Origin of the sequence: Pseudomonas sp. DR 5-09 (assembly GCF_001655595.1) — a bacterium.
GTDB classification, from domain to species: domain Bacteria; phylum Pseudomonadota; class Gammaproteobacteria; order Pseudomonadales; family Pseudomonadaceae; genus Aquipseudomonas; species Aquipseudomonas pharyngis.
Genome location: NZ_CP011566.1, coordinates 4,497,310 through 4,517,798, shown reverse-complemented (window position 1 = coordinate 4,517,798; position 20,489 = coordinate 4,497,310). Strand labels below are relative to the sequence as shown.

The window sequence follows — 20,489 nt, the reverse complement described above, 5'->3', positions numbered from 1 at the left end:
TACCCTTGTCGATCTTGCGAAGGATTCTCCGGATGTTGCCGCGTTTTCCTGCCGTCACCCGCTGCCTGTCTCTTGCCGCCCTGTGTGTGGCCGGTCCCGTTGCCGCACTGGAGTTTCCCCTGCCACCACCCGGTGAGGACATCATCGGCCAGGTGCAGGTGATCAAGGCCAAGTACGAAGACACTTTTGCCGATCTGGGCACCACCTACGATCTGGGTTATTCGGAGATGGTCGCGGCCAATCCGGGCGTCGATGCGTGGCTGCCGGGCGCCGGCACCGAAGTGGTCCTGCCGACGCGTTTCATCCTGCCGCCGGGGCCGCGTGAAGGCATCGTGATCAACCTCGCCGAATACCGTCTCTACTACTACCCGAAAGGCCGGAACGTGGTGTACACCTTCCCGCTGGGTATCGGTCGTGAAGGCTGGGGCTCGCCGATCGCGCATACCACAATCACCGCCAAGACACCGAATCCAACCTGGACGCCACCTGCCTCGATCAAGGCCGAGCACGCCGCCGACGGTGATCCGCTGCCGAACGTGGTGCCGGCCGGTCCGGACAACCCGCTGGGTCCGTTCAAGTTCACCCTGGGTACGCCGGGTTACCTGATCCACGGTTCGAACAAGAAGTTCGGCATCGGCATGCGCACCAGTCACGGCTGCTTCCGCATGTTCAACAACAACGTGCTGGAAATGGCCAGCATGGTGCCGGTCGGTACCTCGGTACGTATCCTCAATGATGCGTACAAGTTCGGTCGCAGTGGCGGCAAGATCTACCTGGAGGCGCACACGCCGATCGATGACAAGGGCAACCCGTCGGTGGTCGACAAACACACCGCCGTGATCAACGCGATGCTCAAGCGTGAAGACATCACCAACAACCTGCGCATGAACTGGGATGTGGTGCGTGACGTGGTGGCGGCCGAAGATGGCCTGCCAACCGAAATCGGCACGCCGAACACTTCGGCGCCGATGGTCTCCAGCGCACCGATCGACCTGCAGCAATAAGCTGCAAGACAGAACCCGCCGAGGCTATTGCAGCGGCGGGTTTTTTGTTGCCCCAAGAAACGGCGGGCACAAAAAAGCCGACCCAAAAAATGGGTCGGCTTGATAACAATCCCGAAGGACTATTACTTGCGGCTAGCTTTTTCCAGCATGCGCAGAGCACGCTCGTTAGCTTCGTCAGCAGTCTGTTGTGCTTTTTGAGCAGCAGCCAGAGCTTCATCAGCTTTACGGTAAGCTTCGTCTGCACGAGCCTGGGCGCGAGCAGCTGCGTCTTCAGTAGCGGTCAGACGTGCTTCGGTTTCTTTCGATGCGCTGCTGCAACCGGTAGCCAGAACTGCGGCCAGAGCCAGAGCAGAGAATTTCAGAACGTTGTTCATCGTGTTCCCCTTCAAGGACTTTCAATTAAGTGGCTGTCTCCTCCGATTGAGGAAATAGCCGGCGTACATACTACCCATTACTTGTAGTAAGTAAACTGACGTAAGGCAAGAAGCAAAAAAAATTGTAGGCGTTGATTCTTTTTCGAGCAACTTTTAACTGCGCTGTATAAAAAATATCCAGCTGTAAGCCGCGAGATGAGCGAGTTAATGAGAAAAAGTTCCCGGTGCCGTGCGCTGTTTTGCAGGTAGTGGCCAAAGTCTGTCTATATGGATTCGTCCACACTTTTGTTGCGAATTTGCGCAGCGCCTCGCATATCTTTGTCCATGTTGAGGTGACTTTAAAACAGGCGGCTCGTCTTAAGTCTCAACATCCGGCGATGTTCAGCCTTTCGGCTCGGGAAGATCGTCTCCCGAACCGGCCCTGAGTCCACCGGAACTGCCCCGTCAATCCGCACGATGACGAGCGTACCTTGAGCATTTTCGCCAATGGTGCCTACTATTTGATACGTGCTCGGGTTGCGCGAGATCGGTGCAGTTCTTCTCGATGCCCATCAGGCACGGGGTGGCGTAGATGTTCCTTCGCCGGGAAAACATCGGTAAGGTAGGGGTCAGAATTCGAGACCCGCGAGGAGTAGTGATGAGCGAGGCGTTGTCCATCCACCATGACCAGGCTGGTCATCAGTTCGAGACCAATGTGGACGGTCATCGTGCCTACCTGACCTACATGGATCTGGGGAAACAGACCCTGGATATCTACCGCACCTTCGTGCCCAACGCTTTGCGTGGCCGAGGCATTGCGGCAGCCCTGACCGAGCGGGCGCTGCAATACGCCGATGAAATGGGCTACACGGTCATTCCTTCGTGCTCCTACGTGGAGCGCTACATGGAGCGTCATCAGCGGCGCACCGCCAAGATCTGACTGACCTCACCGCATACACAAAAACGCCGGGCAATGCCCGGCGTTTTTTTATGCCTGCGAAACGGCTGTCAGCTGCGCTGACGTTTCGGCAGCACATCCTTGAGCTTGGCGTGCATGCTGCGCAAGGTGTTTTCGGTAGCGGACCAGTCGATGCAGGCGTCGGTGATCGACACGCCATATTGCAGGTCGGCGAGGTCTTTCGGGATCGCCTGGCAGCCCCAGTTCAAGTGACTTTCGACCATCAGGCCGATGATCGACTGGTTGCCTTCGAGGATCTGGTTGGCGACGTTCTCCATCACCAGCGGTTGCAGGGCCGGATCCTTGTTGGAGTTGGCGTGGCTGCAGTCGACCATGATGTTCGGTTTGATCTTCGCCTTGTTCAGCGCCTGCTCGCACAGGGCGACGCTGACCGAATCGTAGTTCGGCTTGCCGTTGCCGCCGCGCAGCACCACGTGGCCGTAGGCGTTGCCCTTGGTGGTGACGATCGACACGCCACCCTCCTGGTTGATGCCCAGGAAACGGTGCGGGCTGGAGACCGACTGCAAGGCGTTGATCGCCACGGTCAGGCCGCCGTCGGTGCCGTTCTTGAAGCCGACCGCCGAGGACAGGCCGGAAGCCATCTCGCGGTGGGTCTGGGATTCGGTGGTCCGTGCGCCGATGGCCGACCAGCTGATCAGGTCCTGCAGATACTGCGGGGAGATCGGGTCGAGGGCTTCGGTCGCGGTCGGCAGGCCTTTCTCGGCCAGGTCCAGCAGCAGCTGGCGACCGATGTGCAGACCGTCCTGGATCTTGAACGAGTCATCCAGGTACGGGTCGTTGATCAGGCCTTTCCAGCCGACGGTGGTCCGTGGCTTTTCGAAATACACGCGCATGACCAGATACAGGGTGTCCGAGACTTCTGCCGCCAGCACCTTCAGGCGATCGGCATATTCATGGGCAGCCTTGATGTCGTGGATCGAGCAGGGGCCGATCACCACGAACAGACGATGGTCGATGCCATCGAGAATGTTGCGGATGACTTCGCGACCCTTGGTGACAGTGCGCAAGGCAGCGTCGCTCAGAGGGATATCACGCTTGAGCTGATCGGGAGTGATCAGGGTCTCGTTGGAAGCGACGTTCAGGTCGTTGATCGGTAAATCAGCCATCGTTTACTCGTCAGGTCACGGGTGCCGGCCGCCAGCGATCCCCGCGCGGCGGAGCACAGCAGATTTAAGCGCGTCGGGGAGCCGAACCTTATCGCGTTAGGCGCCTGCTAGACAATGGGCAAGTCACTGTTCAGTCCAGCACGGGCTGCGCGAAAGCCTTGCGAACGGTGTCGTGGGAGAACTCGTCGGCGTGTTGTTCGACCCATTGCAGGGCCAGGGCCTGAATATCCTGGAGGTCGTCGTGGGCGTCGTTGAGTCGGCAATAGCGTTCGATCTGACACACCTGCTCACCCATTCGCGCGCTGAACAGGGTCTGTTCGTCGGTGAAGGCAATGCCCACCAGATAGCCTTTTTTGCGTCGCAGGCACCAGGCCACGTAGCCCGGATAACAGATGTCGGCGTTGAGGGTCGGCATGCGCACCTGCAATGCGGTGCCATGGCGCCAGGCACGATGGTAATTGCAAGCGATGCCGCCGAGGCTGATAGTGTGCAGCCGTTGACGCGAAATACACTCCGGTGTGAGCAAGGTCAATTCAACGGGCACATCATCCGGATGAGGAATAAACCGTCCCATGAGCACAGACTCCCTGTGTCGGCCATTTGACATTGTTTCCCCCAGTATAGTGGTCGAATCGCAGCTGACCGATTTCGACGCCGACCAGCGGCTGCTGGCGATGAACGGCGTTTCGCTGGTGATTTTCACCAGCGTCGGCTGCGCCAGTTGCCGCTATGCCCGCGAAGTGTTGCCGGGTCTCGATCTTGCAGCTGATCGCGTGTGCTGGATCGATGCCGGTGACAACGGCGGACTGGTCGAGCGTTATCAGGTCTTTCATTTGCCGGCGCTGTTTGTGGTGCGCGACGGCGAGTTCTTTGGGGCGGTGCACACGCGCCTGAATGCCGATGAGCTGAACGCAGCCGTGGCGCAGGCGCTGGGTCGAATTGCAGAGGAGTTGCCGTGATGGGAGCAGTGAACAAACCGGTGGTGGGGATCATTGGCACCGGTGCCATCGGCGGGTTTTATGGGGTGATGCTGGCCCGGGCCGGGTTCGATGTGCACTTTCTGTTGCGCAGTGAATTTTCCGCAGTCGCCGAGCGCGGCTTGCAGGTAGACAGTGCCGTGCATGGTGTGTTGACGCTGAACCCGGTGCAGGCCTATTCGTCGGCTGAAGACATGCCGCCCTGCGACTGGCTGCTGGTCGGCGCCAAGACCACCAGCAATGCCGGGTTGGCGCCGTCGATCATTCAGGCGGCGAAATCCGACGCGAAAGTGCTGGTATTGCAAAACGGCCTCGACGTCGAAGACAGCTTGCGGGCGTTGCTGCCCGATTCACTGCACTTGCTGGGCGGCTTGTGCCTGATCTGCGTCCACCGCGAAGGGCCGGGCCAGGTCACCCACCAGGCGCTGGGGGCGGTGAACGTTGGCTATCACAGCGGCCCGGCAGCGGATGACGCGGCGCGCATGGCAATTGTCGAGGAGGGCGCCGGTCTGTTTAGGGCCGCCGGTCTCGATTCCCAGGCGATGCCGAATCTGCATCAGGCGCGCTGGCAGAAACTGGTGTGGAACATTCCCTATAACGGGCTTTCGGTATTGCTCGGCGCCGGCACCACGCCGTTGATGGCCGACACAGACAGCCGCGCGTTGATTCAGGCACTGATGGCTGAAGTAGTGCAGGGCGCCAAGGTCTGCGGCCACGACATGCCGCCCGGTTACGCTGAATACCTGTTCATGATGACCGAGAAAATGCCCGACTATTGGCCGAGCATGTATCACGACTTCCTGCACAAACGACCGCTGGAGCTCGAGGCGATCTACGCTCGTCCTTTGGCGGCGGCAAAAGCGGCAGGCTGCGAGTTGCCGCGTATCGAATCGTTGTATCGCACATTGAGCTTTATCGACCGGCGCAACGTTTAAACCGGTCGCATTGGGGGAAAGGCATGGCCAAGAACATCGATGACAAACTGGTGCTGGCGATCTCGTCCCGTGCCCTGTTCGACCTCAGTGAGAGTCACAAGGTCTACCTGTCGAGCGGCGTCGAAGCCTATCGGCAATATCAGATCGAACACGAAGACGAAATCCTCGCGCCGGGTGATGCCTTTCCGCTGGTGGAAAAACTGCTCAATCTCAACAGTCGCCTCGGTCGCGCCCGGGTCGAGGTGATTCTGGTGTCGCGCAACAGCGCCGACACCGGCCTGCGCGTTTTCAACTCCATTGGTCACTACGGCCTGGCGATCTCCCGTGCAGCGTTCGTTGGCGGCCGCAGTCCTTATCCGTACCTGAAGGCCTTCGGTTGCGACCTGTTTCTCTCCACCCATGCCGAAGACGTACGCGCCGCGCTGGATGCCGGTTTCGCGGCGGCGACCATTCTGTCCGGGGGCGCCAGCCGTGCGGCCAGCGACGAATTGCGCATCGCCTTCGACGGTGATGCGGTGCTGTTTTCCGACGAGTCGGAGCGCGTCTATCAATCCGGTGGCCTCGAAGCCTTCCAGGCCAAGGAGCGTGAATCCGCTCGCGAACCGTTGCGCGGCGGGCCGTTCAAGGGCTTTCTCGCGGCGCTCAATCTGTTGCAGCGCGAGTTCTCCGATGAGGAGTGCCCGATCCGCACCGCACTGGTCACCGCGCGCTCGGCTCCGGCCCACGAGCGGGTGATCCGTACCTTGCGCGAGTGGGACATTCGTCTGGACGAGTCGCTGTTCCTCGGCGGTCTGACCAAATCGGCGTTCCTCGAAGCCTTCGCCGCCGACGTGTTTTTCGACGATCAGGCCGGCCACTGCGAGCTGGCCCGGGAAGTGGTGGCGACCGGTCACGTGCCCCACGGCATCAGCAACGAACCGGCGGTCTAAAGCCCTCGTGGTTCAAGACGTTGCGTCGCACGTCGTACTCGCCAAGGCACTGCTAAGCTGAATCAAATCTCCGCCATGTTGGCACGCGAGGAGGTCATATGATTCGTTCGATGCTGTATGCCACTGACCTCGGTCTGTACGCACCGTTAGTGATGCAGCATGCCCTGGCGATGGCGCGAACGTTCAATGCCGATCTGTACGTGGTGCACGCGGTGGAGCCCATGGGGCTGTTTGCCGAATCGGTGTTGCAGAGCTATCTCGACGAACAGGCATTGAACGAATTTCACAGTCAGGGTCTGAAAACGGTCATTGCCAATATCGAGCAGCGGGTGCTCGACAGTTTTCGCGAAGAACTGGGGGACGAGGGCGAGCAGGACCTGCAGCGGATACGCGCGGTACGGGTGCTGCAGGGCGATCCGTCACAGGTGATTCTCGATCAGGTGCAGAAACTCTCTGTCGATTTGCTGATCGTAGGAAGTCATAGCCACGGGGTCGGGGCGGAAACACCTTTGGGGCGAACGGCGGCCCGGCTGCTGCAATTGTCCAAGGTGCCGGTTTATCTGGTGCCGCTGGTGGAGCGTCGGCGTCGAGAGGATCGCTGAAGCAGGAATAATGGCACTTTGATAAAAAAGTTCTAGATTTATTCTTCAAACCATTAATATAGTTATATACCGTCGCTGATGCCCGTGGCGTCTACCTGCTTTGAGGGATTCATATGAAGCTTCAACAACTGCGCTACATCTGGGAAGTGGCGCACCACGACCTCAACGTTTCCGCTACAGCCCAAAGCCTCTACACCTCGCAACCGGGCATCAGTAAACAAATCCGTCTGCTGGAAGACGAACTGGGCGTCGAAGTGTTCGCCCGCAGCGGCAAGCACCTGACCCGTGTCACGCCGGCCGGCGAGCGCATCATCACCACTGCCGGTGAAATTCTGCGCAAGGTCGAAAGCATCAAGCAGATCGCCCAGGAATTCTCCAACGAGAAGAAGGGCACCCTGTCGATCGCCACCACTCACACCCAGGCACGCTATGCGCTGCCGCCGGTGATCAGCAATTTCATCAAGCAATACCCGGACGTGGCGCTGCACATGCACCAGGGCTCGCCGATGCAGATCGCCGAGATGGCCGCTGACGGCACCGTCGATTTCGCCATTGCCACCGAAGCGCTGGAGCTGTTCGGCGATCTGGTAATGATGCCGTGCTACCGCTGGAACCGTTGCGTGGTCGTGCCCCAGGGCCACCCGCTGACCAAACTGCCGAAGCTGACCCTTGAAGCGCTGGCCGAATACCCGATCGTGACTTACGTGTTCGGTTTCACCGGCCGTTCGAAACTCGACGAAGCCTTCAGCCATCGCGGCCTGACGCCGAAAGTGGTGTTCACCGCTGCCGACGCCGACGTCATCAAAACCTACGTACGTCTGGGCCTGGGTGTTGGCATCGTGGCGAAAATGGCGGTCGACACCAAACTGGATAACGATCTGGTGGTGCTCGATGCCAGCGAACTGTTCGAGTCCAGCGTGACCAAGATCGGTTTCCGCCGCGGCACTTTCCTGCGTGGCTTCATGTGCGACTTCATCGAGAAGTTCGCACCGCACCTGACCCGCGAAGTCATGGCCAAGGCCATTCAGTGCCACAACAAGCAGGAACTGGAAGAGCTTTTCGATGGTGTCGAACTGCCGGTCCACTAAGCCCCTGTCTACAGCACCTCGGTGACAGCAAACTGTTGCCGGGTGCCTGCTACCAGAATCTCCACCTCGTCACCCTCGAACTTGCCCAGCAGGCTTTTGCCCAGCGGCGAGCGCGGGGTGATGACGGTAATCGGCTGACCCACCACATCGACTTTCAGACCCGCCGCATCCGGCGCCAGAAACAGCCATTGCTCGCGACCCTTTTCGTCTTCCAGACCGAGCAGGGCGCCGACTTCAATCCCTCGCTGATCGTCATACGCGCGCAGCGTCAGGTTCTGGAACAGCGCCAGTGACTGACGAATTTCCTCGACTCGTTTCGCCTGGCCCGCCGCTAGATACGACGCCTCGAGGCCCAGAGTGTCGTACTTGTTTTCGGCGATGTTCTCTTCGTGGGTCGCGGTTTCGTAAGCGGTTTGCGCCGCGCGTTCGGCGATGTCGAGATCGACGCGCAGCTTGTCGAGAATCAGTTGGTGAACCGTCTGTTTATTCATGATCAATCGCAGAATTGCAGGACATTGGCGCGGCTTTTTTCGCTCGGGGCCGTCTGATCCTGTTGCAGCCAGAACTGGCATTTGGGGTTCGACAGATTGCGCGTGCTGCCACGGGCCTGGTCCAGGCGTGCCTGCTGTTCGTTCTTGCGCAGGTTTTCTTCGTACTGCTCGAACAGGCGGTTTTGTGGCTCAGGTTCTGGCTGCGGCTGGGCCGCCACTGGAGATTTGCTCAGTTGTTGCACCGCCTCCGCCACCGGCTGCAGTTGACGGCTGAACAGCAGCGAGGCGAGCCAGCAAGTCAGTGCAATGGCCAGGAAACCCAGCCACAGACCCAGGGCAATGCTGCCGGTCAATTGCAGCGCGCTAAGCTGAACAGGCAACGGACGACGCGGGTTGGGACGATAGGGCATGGCTGCCTCCTGGCGGATGAATGCGGGCGAGCGGCGATTGTCGCACGAAGATTAATTGCCGTCGGCTCTTCTGCACGGAGACATTTATGCGGACAATCGGCGCTTTTGCCAACGGGAGCCTTGAATGCCGCCACTGAACACCCGCTGGGACATTTTTTGTACGGTCGTCGATAACTACGGCGACATCGGCGTGACCTGGCGTCTCGCCCGGCAACTGGTCAGCGAGCAGGCAATGACGGTGCGATTGTGGGTCGATGACCTGCGCGCTTTCGAACGCATTTGCCCGGAAATCGACATCGGCCTCGATCAGCAATGGCAGCAGGGCGTCGAAGTCCGGCACTGGCCGGCTGACTGGCAGGAATCAGCAGCGGCCGACGTGGTGATCGCGGCTTTTGCCTGCCAGTTGCCGAGCATTTACATGGACGCCATGGCCGCACGGGAAAAGCCGCCGTTGTGGATGAACCTCGACTATCTCAGCGCTGAAGACTGGGTGGTTGGCTGCCACGGTCTGCCGTCGGTGAAGTACAAGTCGGTGCAGAAGTACTTTTTCTTTCCGGGATTTCAGCCGGGGACCGGTGGCTTGCTGCGTGAGAGCGGTTTACTGGAGCGGCGTCAGCAGTTTCAACAGGACCCCGATGCGCAGCGACAATTCCTGCACGCTCTGGGGATCGCTCCTGCGCCCGGTGCGCAGCTGATTTCGCTGTTTGCCTACGAGAATGCCGGACTCGCCAGTTGGCTGGATGTGCTCGCGGCGGACGCTACGCCTACCCATCTGCTGGTGCCGGAAGGACGGATTCTCGGCGATGTCGCCCGTTGGCTTGGAGTCGAGTCGCTGCCGGTCGGTGCAATGCACGTTCGTCAGTCGCTGACAGTGCAGGTGCTGCCGTTCGTCCGTCAGGATCAATACGATCAATTGCTCTGGTGCTGTGATTTCAACGCGGTGCGCGGCGAGGACTCGTTTGTCCGGGCGCAATGGGCGGGGCGGCCGATGCTGTGGCACATCTATCAGCAGGACGAAGACATCCACCTCGACAAGCTGGACGCCTTCCTTGCGCTTTACACAAAACGCCTTTCGCCCGCTGCCGCCGAGGCGATGAACGGTCTGTGGCGCGCGTGGAGTGCCGGGCGGCCTATCGGCGACCACTGGCTTGAGGCCCGTAAATACTGGCCTGAACTGCAGAAAAACGCAGAAGCATGGTGTCTGGAACAGGCCTTGCAGGCCGATCTTGCGACGGCGCTGGTACAGTTTTACCGAAATTGGATATGATACGCGGCCTAGATTTTTGTAAATCCCATCCAAATTCGGATATTCGCAATGAAAACTGGTAAAGAACTCAAACCCGGTACCGTGATCCGTATCGACAACGATCCTTGGCTGGTTCAGAAAGCTGAATTCACCAAGTCGGGCCGTAACAGCGCGATCATGAAGACCAAGCTGAAGAACCTGCTGACCGGTTACAAGACCGAAACCGTTTACGGTGCGGACGACAAGCTGGACGACGTGATCCTGGACCGCAAAGAAGCGACCCTGTCCTTCATCAGCGGTGACTCCTACACGTTCATGGACACCACCGACTACACCATGTACGAGCTGAACGCCGAAGACATCGAAAGCGTTCTGCCATTCGTGGAAGAAGGCATGACCGACGTTTGCGAAGCCGTATTCTTCGAAGGCCGTCTGGTTTCCGTAGAGCTGCCGACCACCATCGTGCGTCAGGTTGACTACACCGAAGGTTCCGCTCGCGGCGACACTTCCGGCAAGGTGATGAAGCCTGCCAAACTGAAGAACGGTACCGAGCTGTCGGTTGCTGACTTCATCGAAATCGGCGACATGATCGAAATCGATACCCGCGAAGGCGGTTCCTACAAAGGCCGTGCCAAATAAGCACTGTTTTTTGCGGAAAGAAAAAGCCCGACCATTGAGTCGGGCTTTTTTGTGCCTGATGTCTCGTCCTGAATAAGGCTTACTTCTTCAGGTGCTGCTTCAGTTCTTCCGAGGCCTGCAGCATCGCCGAACGCACTGCCGGTACCTGGCTGACCACGTTGAGCAAACCGTAGTCGTGGATCATGCCGTTGTAGCGCACCGAGGTCACCGGCACGCCGGCTTCGTCGAGTTTGCGGGCATAGGCTTCACCTTCGTCACGCAGCACGTCGGCCCCGGCGGTCTGGACCAGTGCAGGCGGCAGACCTTTCAATTGCGCGGTGGTGGCCCGCAGCGGCGAGGCGTAGACCTCGTTCCGCTGGTTGGCGTCAGTGGTGTAGTTGTCCCAGAACCACTTCATCATGTTGCGAGTGAGGAAGTGCCCCTCGGCGTACTGGTTATACGAACCGGTATCGAAATTGGCATCGGTCACCGGCCACAGCAGCACCTGGAACTTGATCGCTGGCGTGCCTTTGTCTTTGGCCATCAGGGCGACGACTGCCGCCATGTTGCCGCCGACGCTGTTGCCCGCCACCGCCAGACGCTTGCCGTCGACGTTGATCTCTTTACCATGTTCGGCCACCCACTTGGTGGCGGCGTAAGCCTGGTTGATCGCCACCGGGTAATGCGCTTCCGGCGAAGGGGTGTAGTTGACGAACACCGCCGCCGCACCCGAGCCGACCACCAGATCCCGCACCAGACGTTCGTGGGTCGGGAAATCCCCCAGCACCCAGCCGCCGCCGTGGAAGAACATGAACACCGGCAGCTCGCCCTTGACCCCGGCCGGCCGGACGATGGTCAGGCTCAACGGTTGGCCATCGACCTGGATGGTTTTCTCGCTGACGTCCGCTTTGGGCAGCGTCAGTTTGACCCCGGACTGCGCGCCCGTCAGCACGGCGCGGGCATCCTTGGGCGTCATCTGTTCCATCGGTTTGCCGGTGCCGGCATTCAGCACATCGAGAAACGCCTGGGTGTTGTGTTCAACCTCCCCGGCGAATGCGCTGTGGATGGACAGGGCGAGAAGAGTACCGGTCAAGACTTTGCTGAAAGTGTTCATGTTCATTTCCTGTACGGGCCTGAGTGTCAGTGATTACACGGTGACGTGCAGACGCACATCGACGTTGCCGCGAGTGGCGTTGGAGTACGGGCAGACCTGGTGGGCAGCGTCGACCAGGCTTTGTGCGTCAGCCTGTTCCAGGCCCGGCAGGCTGATGTGCAGGTCGATGTCCAGACCGAAACCGCCAGGAATCTGGCCGATGCCGACGTGAGCGGTGATCGAGGCGTCGTCCGGGATTTTGCGTTTGGTCTGACTGGCGACGAATTTCAGGGCGCCGATGAAGCAGGCCGAGTAGCCGGCGGCGAACAGTTGCTCAGGGTTGGTGGCTGCGCCGCCGGCACCGCCGAGTTCTTTCGGGGTGGCGAGCTTGACGTCGAGGACGTTGTCACTGGAGATTGCACGACCGTCACGGCCGCCAGTGGAAGTTGCGATTGCGGTGTAGAGAGTTTGCATGATGTGAGCCTCATAAAGTGTGGTTTGTTGCGCTAATTGTTTGCGCGCTAACTAGGTGCGAAGTAAATGTACTGCGCGAATATTTAGTGCGCAAGATAAATTTTTGAAGAAAGCAGGAATTCGCGCTTGGATTGGGAGGTGGAGTGATCTCAAGCTTTTGATATTCAAGGATTTTTTGAATTTAAAACGAGATGAAAAATTTTTCTGTGATAAGCGGGGAAGGGGCGATGCGCCTGCAGGCGCAAGGCTGCGCCCACAGGAAAAGGGGGAGTTTTAAGTGAGGCTATCCTGCAAATGACCACGCAAGGCCTGCAACTCGGCTTGCAGGTTTTGCAGGCGCTCCAGCGTGAAGCCACTGGCCCCCAGGATGCATTGTGGAACGGTCCGGGCCTTGTCTTTCAAGGCGCGTCCCTGGGCAGTCAGTTCAACGATTACCACACGCTCATCCTCACGACTGCGGGTCCGGCTTAGCAAACCTTCACCTTCCAGCCGCTTGAGCAACGGGGTCAGTGAACCCGGGTCGGTCAGCAGGCGTGTGCTGATTTCTCCGACGGTCAAACCATCCTTCTCCCACAGCACCATCATCGCCAGGTATTGCGGATACGTCAGGCCAAGCGCTTGCAACAGTGGCTTGTAGACTTTGGTCATCATCAGCGAAGTGGAATGCAGGGCGAAGCAGGCCTGATTGTCGAGCAGCAGGTCTTCGCAGTGATCGGAGGTGTTGCGGTCGGTGGTCATGTCAGTGCCTTGAACGGTGATGCAGATGAATCTAGCGCTCGAATCTTTAATGCGCCAGACAATTGTGCCGGGTGGCGAATCGGTCAGTGCCGGCCCAGCTCCCGTTGCAATGCCAGATCCCAAGGCGGCACAGGGCTGAACCGGGTCTTCAGGTATTCCAACAGCAGACGGCTGCGGGAGCTGGCCTGTTGCTCCAGCCGCAGTGCATAGATGCCGGTGCTTTCCGGCTTTGGCAGGCCGTGTTCGCAAAACAGCGGCAGCAATTCGCCACGCAACAGGTATTCGCTGGCCAACCAGGTTGGCAGATGCGCGATCCCGAGTCCCGCCAGCGCGCCGCACACCAGCGCCTCGGCGTTGTTGGCGCTCATGCGCACCCGCGCCGGGCGGTGCAATTGCATTTGTCCATCCTGTTCGAAGCGCCAGGCGAAGGGCGGGGCGAGGCCGTCCCAATCGAGGCCGTCATGCTCGCTCAATTGCGCGGGTTCGCTCGGTACGCCGCGGCGCTTGAGATAGTCGGGGCTGGCGCAGGCGATGCGCACCATGCTCGCCAGAGGGGTGGCCACCAGCCGGGTGTCAGCCATTTGCCCGGCGCGCAACACCAGATCGACTTTGCCCAGGTTCGAACCGTCCATGTCGACGAAGCTGTCGATCAGATGCAGTTGTACGTCCAGCCCCGGATACAACACCAGAAAATCGGCAATCACCGGCGCCAGATGCCGCCGTCCGAACGCCGCCGGCGCATCCACCCGAATCAGACCCTCCGGCGCACTGCTCAGGGATACCGCTTCAGCCCGGGCCAGTTGCAACTCCGCCACAATCCGCCGCGCTCGTTCGGCAAATGCCAGACCCGCCGGTGTGGCACGCACCACGTGGGTGCTGCGGATGAACAGCTGGCTGCCGACCGCACTTTCCAGACTATCGATACGCCGGGCAACGGCGGAGGGCGTTAGCGGATGCCGACGCGAAGCTGCGGAAAAGCTGCCACTCTCCAGCACATCGAGAAACAGCCCAAGTTGTTCGGTCAATTGATTGGGATTCATGAATCAGTCCAGTGCCTATGCGGATTTGGCACAGCCATTGTGCGTTGCTGTGCGTTTCCGTGCCAGCGCCGACTGCGTAGGATGAGTCGCCTGACGTATGAGGAATTCTGCTGTGATCGAGTTTTTGCTGTACCTGTTGTTTGGCGCCGCCCTCGGTACCCTGGGTGGGATTTTCGGTATTGGTGGCGGGCTTATCGCCATTCCGCTGCTGGGCGTGTGGTTCGGGCTCGATCAGCAGATCGCCCAAGGCACGGCGCTGGTGATGGTGGTGCCGAATGTGATGCTGGCACTGTGGCGTTATCACCAGCGTAACCGCATCGAACTTCGACACGCGTTGCCGCTGGCGGTGATGGGATTTTGTTTCGCGTGGATCGGCTCGATCTGGGCCGTGGGCATCGACGCGCAAACCATGCGCATCGGTTTTGTCGCGTTCCTCGTGGCGTTGTCGGCCTACAACCTGGTGCGCATGTTTGGCGCGCGTCCGGCAGCGACTTCCGAGATGCGTTATTCATGGCCGTGGCTGGGGGGGCTCGGCGCGGCGTCGGGCACCATGGGCGGCTTGTTCGGTGTCGGCGGGGCGGTGGTGGCGACGCCGGTACTGACCAGTCTGTTCGGCACTACTCAAGTGGTCGCTCAGGGTCTTTCGCTGGCGCTGGCATTGCCGAGCACCGGCGTCACGCTGGTGACGTACGCGGTGCACCACGAAGTGGACTGGATGATCGGTCTGCCGCTGGCCATTGGCGGGCTGGCCAGCATCAGTTGGGGCGTGAAAGTCGCCCACGCGATGCCGGAAAAACTCCTGCGCGGGCTGTTCTGCGGGTTTCTGGTGCTGTGCGCGGTGATGCTCGCCTTTAAAGTTTGAAGCCTTCGATGATGTGCTCGGCCAGGCATTCAGTGATCGGCGACGGATTGTTGAGGTTGCGGATCAGCATGATGCTGGCCTCGGGCAGCAGCGGCAGATTTTCGGCATCTCCAAGAATCCGCATGTCGGGGGTAATCAGGCTTTCCAGCTGCGCGGTGATCGCCAGACCCGCGCTCACCACTGCCATCAGCGCCGACAGACTGGTGCTGTTGTAGGCAATCCGGTATTCGCGGCCCATCGCGTCCAGCGCATTGCAGGCCCACAGGCGGCAGAAGCAATCACTGTTGAACATCGCCAGCGGCAACGGCGTCTGCTCGTGGGCGCTGAAATTCTGCGCCTCGGCCCACACGAAGCGTTCCTTGCGCAGCAACTGGCCAATTTCGTTGCCCGGCTCGCGGGTGACGATCGACAGATCGAGGTCCGTGCGTTGCAGCAATTGTTTGGTTGACTCGCAGTGCACTTCGATCTGGATCAGCGGATAGAACTGCGCAAAACGCGACAGAATCCCCGGCAGAAAGCGCATCACGTAATCGTCCGGCGTGCCGATCCGCACGGTGCCGACCATGTGTGGCTCGCGCAGGGTGTTGAACACTTCGCTGTGCAATTTCAGGATGCGCCGCGCATAACCGAGCAACACCTGGCCTTCAGCGGTCAGGCGCACCTGACGCCCGTCGCGCTCGAACAACTGGCGCTGCAACACGTCCTCTTCCAGACGCTTCATCTGCATGCTCACGGCCGATTGGGTGCGGTTGACCATTTCGCCGGCGCGGGTAAAACCGCCCTGATCGGCAATCGCGACAAAGGTGCGCAGGACATCGGTATCGATACTGGGATATGCCGACAATTGATGAATCTCCGTGATGCATGCCATCAGAAACATTCGTTGGATTGATCGTAGCTCTGGCGGGAGACTTGAGCCATCCCAAAAAGGAGGCAACACGATGAAAGGTCAAAGAGAGTACGCAGGCGAAGAAAAATTTTCCGGCCATATCGTTTCCGATCTGTTGCACAAGTTTAGCCGGTGGTACGAATTGCACCGTGAGCGCGAGCTGCTCGCCAGCCTGAGCGACGAAGCGCTCAAGGACATCGGGGTCAGCCGTGCCGATGTCGAACACGAGTCGGTGCGGCCGTTCTGGGACGATCCGATGCATAAATGATGAGGCCATCGCTACACAAACCCTCTTGCAGTGAGGTAGGTTGCGAGCAGACATGGAGGTACACATGCCCGCGACACTGTCCTTTTCCCTTAAACAGGCTCGACGTCTGGCACTGGCTGCCCAAGGGTTTCACGGGCGCCAGCCGCCGGCTGTCAAGGCCATGCACCTCAACCGGCTGATCGAACGCCTCGGTCTGTTGCAGATCGACTCCGTCAACGCTGTGGTGCGCTCGCATTACCTGCCGCTGTTCTCCCGTCTCGGTTCCTATTCTGCTGACTTGCTCGACCAGGCTGCCTGGAGTTCGGGGCGACGTCGTTCGCTGTTCGAATATTGGGGCCATGAAGCGTCGCTGCTGCCGTTGTCGATGTACCCGTTGATGGGCTGGCGCATGCAGCGGGCCAAACGCGGTGAAGACATTTATCAGCAACTGGCGCGGTTCGGTCGCGAGCAACAGGACACCATTCGCCGGGTGCTGGCGTCGGTCGAAGAACAGGGTGCATTGGGCGCCGGCAGCCTTTCGACCCGCGAAGAAAAGGCCGGGCCGTGGTGGGACTGGAGCGCGGAAAAGCACGCGTTGGAGTGGCTGTTTGCTGCTGGCGAAGTCACCGTCGCCGGACGCCGTGGCTTCGAGCGGTTATATGACTTGCCGGAGCGCGTCATTCCGGCTTCCGTGCTGCACCAGCCATTGCCCGATGAGGCTGAGGCGCAGCGCGGTTTGCTGCTGCATGCAGCGCAGGCGCTGGGTGTCGGCACGGAAAAAGACCTGCGTGATTACTTCCGACTGAATCCTTCCGATGCCCGCCCGCGTCTGGCCGAACTGGTCGAGGACGGGCAGCTGCTGACTTGCGAAGTCGCCGGATGGCGGCAGATCGCTTATTGCCTGCCCGAGCCGAAAATCCCTCGAAAAGTCGAAGCCAGCGCGCTGCTGTCACCTTTCGATTCACTGATCTGGGAGCGCAGCCGGACCGAGCGGCTGTTCGATTTTCGCTATCGGCTGGAGATCTACACGCCGCAGGAAAAGCGGGTCTACGGCTATTACGTGCTGCCGTTCCTGCACAACGAACGGATTGCCGCGCGGGTTGATCTGCGCGCCGAACGGGTGGCGGGGCGGTTGGCGGTGCATGCGGTGCACGAGGAAGAAACGGGGCTGGACGAGGCGGGGATGCTGGCCCTGGCGCTGAACCTGCGGCGCATGGCGGACTGGTTGGGGCTTGAGCAGGTGCAGCTCAATTGTCAGCGGGAAAGTGCAGGGCGGTTGCGGATGGCGCTGGCTCAAATTGACTGAGCCAGCGCCCTCGCGATTTAGCGTTTGACCTGTTTCAGCGTTTCTGCGATCAAGAACGCCAGTTCCAGCGACTGATCGGCATTCATCCGTGGGTCGCAGTGAGTGTGATAGCGATCCGACAAGCCATCTTCAGTGATTGGCCGCGCGCCACCGATGCACTCGGTGACGTTCTGCCCGGTCATCTCGATGTGGATGCCGCCAGCGTAGCTGCCTTCCGCTTCATGAACCTGGAAGAACTGCTTCACCTCACCAAGAATCTGCGCGAAGTCGCGAGTCTTGTAACCGCTGCTGGCCTTGATGGTGTTGCCGTGCATAGGGTCGGAACTCCACAGCACCTGCTTGCCTTCACGTTGCACCGCACGGATCAGCGCCGGCAGGTGATCGCCGACCTTGTTCGCGCCCATCCGTGCGATCAGGTTGAGGCGGCCCGGATCGTTGTCCGGGTTGAGCACGTCGATCAGGCGGATCAGGTCGTCGGGGTTCATGCTCGGGCCGACTTTGACACCGATCGGGTTGTTCACCCCGCGCAGGAATTCGACGTGGGCGCCATCGAGCTGACGGGTGCGGTCGCCGATCCACAGCATGTGCGCCGAGCAATCGTAGTAATCGTTGGTCAGGCTGTCGCGGCGCACGAAGGCTTCTTCGTAGTTCAGCAGCAGCGCTTCGTGGGCGGTGAAGAAACTGGTTTCGCGCAGTTGCGGCGAGCTGTCCATGCCGCAGGCGCGCATGAATGCCAGGGTTTCATCGATGCGGTCGGCGAGGTGGCTGTACTTTTCGGCCAGCGCCGAATTGGCGATGAAGTCCAGGTTCCACTTGTGCACCTGATGCAGGTCGGCAAAACCGCCCTGGGCGAAGGCGCGCAGCAGGTTGAGGGTGGCGGTGGACTGGTGATAGGACTGCAGCAGACGCTCAGGATCCGGTACGCGGCTGGCCGAGTCGAAACCGATGCCGTTGACGATGTCGCCCCGGTAGGCCGGCAGGGTCACGCCGTTGATGGTCTCGTCGTTGGCCGAGCGCGGCTTGGCGAACTGACCGGCCATGCGCCCGACCTTGACCACCGGGCAACCGGCGGCGAAGGTCATGACGATTGCCATTTGCAGCAGCACTTTGAAGGTGTCGCGAATCTTCGCGGCGGAGAACTCGGCGAAGCTTTCGGCGCAGTCGCCGCCTTGCAGCAGGAACGCCCGGCCCTGGGTGACTTCGGCAAACTGACGGCGCAGCTCGCGCGCTTCGCCGGCAAACACCAGCGGCGGATAGCTGGCCAGCGTCTGCTCGACCTGGCGCAGATGCGCGGCGTCGGGGTATTGGGGTTGTTGCTGGATCGGCAGGGCGCGCCAGCTGTCAGGGCTCCAGGGTTGGCTCATCACGGTCTCTAAGGTTCTACGCACGGACGGCCATGTTAGCAGCAATTAGTGCGTGACCTGCTCCCGCCGCTTCGCCGACAATCGCCGCTTTGCCACGGCACCGCAGCGGTGCCATCGCGTCACCGCGCCCGGTGACCACCAGGAGACGAAATGACTGAGGAGCGCGCCGAGCTGTTGCTCGCCGAGGTACAGGATGAGTTCGGCGTGATTCGCGTGCTGGAAGTGGCCGACTACCGCTTTCTGGAGTTCGGCGATGCCATCGAGCAAAGCTGTGTGTTTACCGCCGACCCGAGCTGGCTGGAGTACGACTACACCCGGGCGATGCTGATCGGCGCGTTGTGCCATGAGCAGCCGGAGAGCGCGCTGTTCCTCGGGCTGGGCGCGGGCACGCTGACCCAGGCCTGCCTCAAGTTCCTGCCGCTGGAAGATGTCGAAGCCATCGAGTTGCGCCCGGACGTGCCGCGTCTGGCCATCGAATACCTCGGGCTGGATGACGATCCACGGCTGTACATCCGCGTCGGTGATGCCCTCGAACTGCTGCCGACCGCTGAACCTGCGGATCTGATCTTCGTCGACCTGTACACCGATGTCGGCCCCGGCGCCGGGCACCTTGCGTGGAATTTCCTCGGGGACTGTCAGAAACGTCTGAATCCCGGTGGCTGGCTGGTGATCAACCAATGGGCCACCGACGACGGCAAACCGTTGGGCGCGGCGCTGTTGCGCGGGCTCTATCACCGGCATTACTGGGAACTGCCGGTGAAGGAGGGCAACGTGATTCTGATCGTGCCGGCGGATCTGGATCAGGTGCTGGACATGCAGGCGCTGACGGCACGGGCTGAAGCGCTGGCGCCGAAGCTGGGCTACTCGTTGCAGTCGTTGATCAACTGCATCCGTCCGGCGACCTGATCTTCAAAGGCCTTTGAAAACCCCTGGTCTGCGCTCCACCAGCGAGCGCACACCTTCCTTGGCATCTTCAGTGGCCAGCAACTTCTTCACCAGCGGCGGCAAGCTCTGCGCCGCTGCGGTCTCACCTTCATAGCGTGCCTGCCGCGCTGACATCAGCGTCGCCTGTACGCCAAGCGGCGCCTGGCGGGCAATGCGCTCGGCCAGTTCGATGGCGCGTGGCAGCAAATCTTCAGTGGCCATGATTTCCTGCACCAGCCCCAGGCGTAGCGCATCGTGGGCATCGAATTCGTCGCCGGTCAGCAGCCAGCGCATCGCGTTGCCCCAACCGGCGATCTGATGAAAGCGTAGCGTCGCACCGCCGAACGGAAAGATCCCACGCTGCACTTCCATCTGGGCGAAGCGGGTGTTGCTGGCGCACAGGTTGATGTCAGCAGCGAGCATCAGCTCGATGCCGATGGTCAGGCAATAACCCTGCGCAGCGACGATCACCGGTTTGCTGACCCGCGGCCCGACGAACACGCCCCATGGATCGCAACCACCGGGCGGCACCTGCCAGCCCTGGGCGAGGGCGGAACTGGCGTTGACCAGATCGAGCCCGGCGGTGAAATGCTCGCCATGCCCGAACACCACCGCCACCCGTGCGTCGCTGTCGGCCTCGAATTCGCCGTAGGCCAGGGCCAGGTCGTTGAGCAGGTCGAGGTCGAAGGCATTGCGCTTGGCGGCGCGGTCCAGGCCGATCAAATGCACGTGACCATGACGCGCACGGCTCACGCGGCCGGGGCAGGGCTGATTCATGGGTGTTTCCTCGCAGGGGAAGAAAGGGTGCAGCGAC

25 protein-coding genes are annotated in these 20,489 nt (G+C 60.5%); 13 read left to right on the top strand and 12 right to left on the bottom strand.

All coding sequences use genetic code 11. From position 1 onward, the window contains the following. The first annotated feature begins 32 nt into the window (after positions 1–32). Positions 33–1,004, top strand: coding sequence for a L,D-transpeptidase family protein (locus tag PDR5_RS20205; RefSeq protein WP_011335312.1), 972 nt, complete (start codon positions 33–35; stop codon positions 1,002–1,004). A 122-nt stretch (positions 1,005–1,126) separates the two neighbouring features. Here PDR5_RS20205 and oprI read toward each other — a convergent pair whose 3' ends face one another. Then, entirely contained in the window at positions 1,127–1,378 is a 252-nt protein-coding gene (gene oprI / locus PDR5_RS20200) for an outer membrane lipoprotei OprI (protein WP_011335311.1), read from the bottom strand. A 637-nt stretch (positions 1,379–2,015) separates the two neighbouring features. Between oprI and PDR5_RS20195 the strand changes: the two genes are divergently transcribed. Continuing rightward, complete coding sequence (locus PDR5_RS20195; protein ID WP_007955658.1) at positions 2,016–2,297, top strand: GNAT family N-acetyltransferase; 282 nt, start codon at positions 2,016–2,018, stop codon at positions 2,295–2,297. A 68-nt stretch (positions 2,298–2,365) separates the two neighbouring features. Here the strand turns inward: PDR5_RS20195 and PDR5_RS20190 are convergent, their stop codons facing one another. Together PDR5_RS20190 and PDR5_RS20185 are read right to left on the bottom strand one after the other, a co-directional pair. Then, positions 2,366–3,442, bottom strand: a complete 1,077-nt coding sequence (locus PDR5_RS20190; protein WP_064598346.1) for a 3-deoxy-7-phosphoheptulonate synthase — start codon at positions 3,440–3,442, stop codon at positions 2,366–2,368. Positions 3,443–3,572: 130 nt separating this feature from the next. Beyond that, positions 3,573–4,016, bottom strand: coding sequence for a PilZ domain-containing protein (locus PDR5_RS20185; protein WP_011335308.1), 444 nt, complete (start codon positions 4,014–4,016; stop codon positions 3,573–3,575). Between PDR5_RS20185 and PDR5_RS20180 the strand changes: the two genes are divergently transcribed. From PDR5_RS20180 to cysB, 5 genes are all read left to right on the top strand, one after another. Further along, complete coding sequence (locus tag PDR5_RS20180; RefSeq protein WP_064598343.1) at positions 4,015–4,401, top strand: thioredoxin family protein; 387 nt, start codon at positions 4,015–4,017, stop codon at positions 4,399–4,401. The two genes, PDR5_RS20185 and PDR5_RS20180, sit on opposite strands and share 2 nt — an antisense overlap. After that, positions 4,398–5,354: a putative 2-dehydropantoate 2-reductase gene (locus tag PDR5_RS20175; RefSeq protein WP_172829500.1), complete on the top strand. Its 957-nt coding sequence runs from the start codon at positions 4,398–4,400 to the stop codon at positions 5,352–5,354. The genes PDR5_RS20180 and PDR5_RS20175 overlap by 4 nt, the downstream gene beginning before the upstream one ends. A gap of 23 nt (positions 5,355–5,377) precedes the next feature. After that, complete coding sequence (locus tag PDR5_RS20170; protein ID WP_039770472.1) at positions 5,378–6,283, top strand: 5'-nucleotidase; 906 nt, start codon at positions 5,378–5,380, stop codon at positions 6,281–6,283. Positions 6,284–6,381: 98 nt separating this feature from the next. Next, positions 6,382–6,885, top strand: coding sequence for a universal stress protein (locus PDR5_RS20165; protein ID WP_007955683.1), 504 nt, complete (start codon positions 6,382–6,384; stop codon positions 6,883–6,885). A 113-nt stretch (positions 6,886–6,998) separates the two neighbouring features. Continuing rightward, a complete protein-coding gene (gene cysB / locus PDR5_RS20160) occupies positions 6,999–7,973 on the top strand; it encodes an HTH-type transcriptional regulator CysB (protein ID WP_003183769.1) in 975 nt (324 codons plus the stop codon). A gap of 8 nt (positions 7,974–7,981) precedes the next feature. On the opposite strand, the gene PDR5_RS20155 is transcribed toward cysB, so the two are convergent. Continuing rightward, positions 7,982–8,464, bottom strand: a complete 483-nt coding sequence (locus PDR5_RS20155) for a GreA/GreB family elongation factor (RefSeq protein WP_064598337.1) — start codon at positions 8,462–8,464, stop codon at positions 7,982–7,984. Positions 8,465–8,466: 2 nt separating this feature from the next. Beyond that, positions 8,467–8,874: a hypothetical protein gene (locus PDR5_RS20150; RefSeq protein WP_064598335.1), complete on the bottom strand. Its 408-nt coding sequence runs from the start codon at positions 8,872–8,874 to the stop codon at positions 8,467–8,469. A 124-nt stretch (positions 8,875–8,998) separates the two neighbouring features. Between PDR5_RS20150 and earP the strand changes: the two genes are divergently transcribed. Continuing rightward, the gene (gene earP / locus PDR5_RS20145) at positions 8,999–10,141 is read left to right on the top strand and encodes an elongation factor P maturation arginine rhamnosyltransferase EarP (RefSeq protein WP_064598333.1); all 1,143 of its coding nucleotides are present in this window, start codon (positions 8,999–9,001) and stop codon (positions 10,139–10,141) included. 48 nt (positions 10,142–10,189) lie between these two features. Beyond that, positions 10,190–10,759 carry an elongation factor P gene (locus tag PDR5_RS20140; RefSeq protein WP_007955690.1) on the top strand — a complete coding sequence of 190 codons (570 nt, stop codon included), beginning with the start codon at positions 10,190–10,192 and terminating at the stop codon, positions 10,757–10,759. A gap of 79 nt (positions 10,760–10,838) precedes the next feature. On the opposite strand, the gene PDR5_RS20135 is transcribed toward PDR5_RS20140, so the two are convergent. The 4 genes from PDR5_RS20135 to PDR5_RS20120 all read right to left on the bottom strand — a co-directional run bounded on the left by PDR5_RS20135 (position 10,839) and on the right by PDR5_RS20120 (position 14,083). Beyond that, positions 10,839–11,852, bottom strand: coding sequence for an alpha/beta hydrolase (locus tag PDR5_RS20135; protein WP_039770463.1), 1,014 nt, complete (start codon positions 11,850–11,852; stop codon positions 10,839–10,841). A gap of 33 nt (positions 11,853–11,885) precedes the next feature. Further along, positions 11,886–12,305 carry an organic hydroperoxide resistance protein gene (locus PDR5_RS20130; protein WP_007940002.1) on the bottom strand — a complete coding sequence of 140 codons (420 nt, stop codon included), beginning with the start codon at positions 12,303–12,305 and terminating at the stop codon, positions 11,886–11,888. 273 nt (positions 12,306–12,578) lie between these two features. Next, positions 12,579–13,043, bottom strand: a complete 465-nt coding sequence (locus PDR5_RS20125) for a MarR family winged helix-turn-helix transcriptional regulator (RefSeq protein WP_039770460.1) — start codon at positions 13,041–13,043, stop codon at positions 12,579–12,581. Positions 13,044–13,126: 83 nt separating this feature from the next. Beyond that, the gene (locus PDR5_RS20120) at positions 13,127–14,083 is read right to left on the bottom strand and encodes a LysR family transcriptional regulator (RefSeq protein ID WP_064598332.1); all 957 of its coding nucleotides are present in this window, start codon (positions 14,081–14,083) and stop codon (positions 13,127–13,129) included. 112 nt (positions 14,084–14,195) lie between these two features. On the opposite strand from PDR5_RS20120, the gene PDR5_RS20115 reads away from it, so the two are divergent. Then, on the top strand, positions 14,196–14,945 hold the full coding sequence (locus PDR5_RS20115; RefSeq protein ID WP_064598331.1) for a sulfite exporter TauE/SafE family protein: 750 nt from the start codon (positions 14,196–14,198) through the stop codon (positions 14,943–14,945). Here the strand turns inward: PDR5_RS20115 and PDR5_RS20110 are convergent. After that, positions 14,935–15,789: a LysR substrate-binding domain-containing protein gene (locus tag PDR5_RS20110; RefSeq protein ID WP_172829543.1), complete on the bottom strand. Its 855-nt coding sequence runs from the start codon at positions 15,787–15,789 to the stop codon at positions 14,935–14,937. The genes PDR5_RS20115 and PDR5_RS20110 overlap by 11 nt on opposite strands. Positions 15,790–15,886: 97 nt before the next feature. On the opposite strand from PDR5_RS20110, the gene PDR5_RS20105 reads away from it, so the two are divergent. After that, positions 15,887–16,102 carry a DUF1127 domain-containing protein gene (locus PDR5_RS20105; RefSeq protein ID WP_039770454.1) on the top strand — a complete coding sequence of 72 codons (216 nt, stop codon included), beginning with the start codon at positions 15,887–15,889 and terminating at the stop codon, positions 16,100–16,102. A gap of 64 nt (positions 16,103–16,166) precedes the next feature. Further along, positions 16,167–17,387 carry a winged helix-turn-helix domain-containing protein gene (locus PDR5_RS20100; RefSeq protein ID WP_064598329.1) on the top strand — a complete coding sequence of 407 codons (1,221 nt, stop codon included), beginning with the start codon at positions 16,167–16,169 and terminating at the stop codon, positions 17,385–17,387. Positions 17,388–17,404: 17 nt separating this feature from the next. Here the strand turns inward: PDR5_RS20100 and PDR5_RS20095 are convergent, their stop codons facing one another. Next, positions 17,405–18,751, bottom strand: a complete 1,347-nt coding sequence (locus tag PDR5_RS20095) for a class II 3-deoxy-7-phosphoheptulonate synthase (RefSeq protein ID WP_064598326.1) — start codon at positions 18,749–18,751, stop codon at positions 17,405–17,407. Positions 18,752–18,901: 150 nt separating this feature from the next. Here PDR5_RS20095 and PDR5_RS20090 point away from each other — a divergent pair, with 150 nt between their 5' ends. Beyond that, complete coding sequence (locus PDR5_RS20090) at positions 18,902–19,657, top strand: spermidine synthase (RefSeq protein WP_064598323.1); 756 nt, start codon at positions 18,902–18,904, stop codon at positions 19,655–19,657. 3 nt (positions 19,658–19,660) lie between these two features. Here the strand turns inward: PDR5_RS20090 and PDR5_RS20085 are convergent, their stop codons facing one another. Then, complete coding sequence (locus PDR5_RS20085) at positions 19,661–20,452, bottom strand: crotonase/enoyl-CoA hydratase family protein (RefSeq protein ID WP_064598321.1); 792 nt, start codon at positions 20,450–20,452, stop codon at positions 19,661–19,663. Positions 20,453–20,489: the final 37 nt, after the last annotated feature.

Bases quoted from the DNA above. Each gene is read 5' to 3' on its own strand.
- PDR5_RS20100 (WP_064598329.1), top strand. From the start codon at position 16,167: ATGCCCGCGACACTGTCCTTTTCCCTTAAACAGGCTCGACGTCTGGCA.
- PDR5_RS20155 (WP_064598337.1), bottom strand. From the start codon at position 8,464: ATGAATAAACAGACGGTTCACCAACTGATTCTCGACAAGCTGCGCGTC.
- PDR5_RS20205 (WP_011335312.1), top strand. From the start codon at position 33: ATGTTGCCGCGTTTTCCTGCCGTCACCCGCTGCCTGTCTCTTGCCGCC.
- PDR5_RS20090 (WP_064598323.1), top strand. From the start codon at position 18,902: ATGACTGAGGAGCGCGCCGAGCTGTTGCTCGCCGAGGTACAGGATGAG.
- PDR5_RS20180 (WP_064598343.1), top strand. From the start codon at position 4,015: ATGAGCACAGACTCCCTGTGTCGGCCATTTGACATTGTTTCCCCCAGT.
- PDR5_RS20190 (WP_064598346.1), bottom strand. From the start codon at position 3,442: ATGGCTGATTTACCGATCAACGACCTGAACGTCGCTTCCAACGAGACC.
- PDR5_RS20120 (WP_064598332.1), bottom strand. From the start codon at position 14,083: ATGAATCCCAATCAATTGACCGAACAACTTGGGCTGTTTCTCGATGTG.
- PDR5_RS20195 (WP_007955658.1), top strand. From the start codon at position 2,016: ATGAGCGAGGCGTTGTCCATCCACCATGACCAGGCTGGTCATCAGTTC.
- oprI (WP_011335311.1), bottom strand. From the start codon at position 1,378: ATGAACAACGTTCTGAAATTCTCTGCTCTGGCTCTGGCCGCAGTTCTG.
- PDR5_RS20095 (WP_064598326.1), bottom strand. From the start codon at position 18,751: ATGAGCCAACCCTGGAGCCCTGACAGCTGGCGCGCCCTGCCGATCCAG.
- PDR5_RS20150 (WP_064598335.1), bottom strand. From the start codon at position 8,874: ATGCCCTATCGTCCCAACCCGCGTCGTCCGTTGCCTGTTCAGCTTAGC.
- PDR5_RS20125 (WP_039770460.1), bottom strand. From the start codon at position 13,043: ATGACCACCGACCGCAACACCTCCGATCACTGCGAAGACCTGCTGCTC.
- PDR5_RS20165 (WP_007955683.1), top strand. From the start codon at position 6,382: ATGATTCGTTCGATGCTGTATGCCACTGACCTCGGTCTGTACGCACCG.
- PDR5_RS20185 (WP_011335308.1), bottom strand. From the start codon at position 4,016: ATGGGACGGTTTATTCCTCATCCGGATGATGTGCCCGTTGAATTGACC.
- PDR5_RS20105 (WP_039770454.1), top strand. From the start codon at position 15,887: ATGAAAGGTCAAAGAGAGTACGCAGGCGAAGAAAAATTTTCCGGCCAT.
- earP (WP_064598333.1), top strand. From the start codon at position 8,999: ATGCCGCCACTGAACACCCGCTGGGACATTTTTTGTACGGTCGTCGAT.
- PDR5_RS20140 (WP_007955690.1), top strand. From the start codon at position 10,190: ATGAAAACTGGTAAAGAACTCAAACCCGGTACCGTGATCCGTATCGAC.
- PDR5_RS20135 (WP_039770463.1), bottom strand. From the start codon at position 11,852: ATGAACACTTTCAGCAAAGTCTTGACCGGTACTCTTCTCGCCCTGTCC.
- PDR5_RS20085 (WP_064598321.1), bottom strand. From the start codon at position 20,452: ATGAATCAGCCCTGCCCCGGCCGCGTGAGCCGTGCGCGTCATGGTCAC.
- PDR5_RS20170 (WP_039770472.1), top strand. From the start codon at position 5,378: ATGGCCAAGAACATCGATGACAAACTGGTGCTGGCGATCTCGTCCCGT.
- PDR5_RS20130 (WP_007940002.1), bottom strand. From the start codon at position 12,305: ATGCAAACTCTCTACACCGCAATCGCAACTTCCACTGGCGGCCGTGAC.
- cysB (WP_003183769.1), top strand. From the start codon at position 6,999: ATGAAGCTTCAACAACTGCGCTACATCTGGGAAGTGGCGCACCACGAC.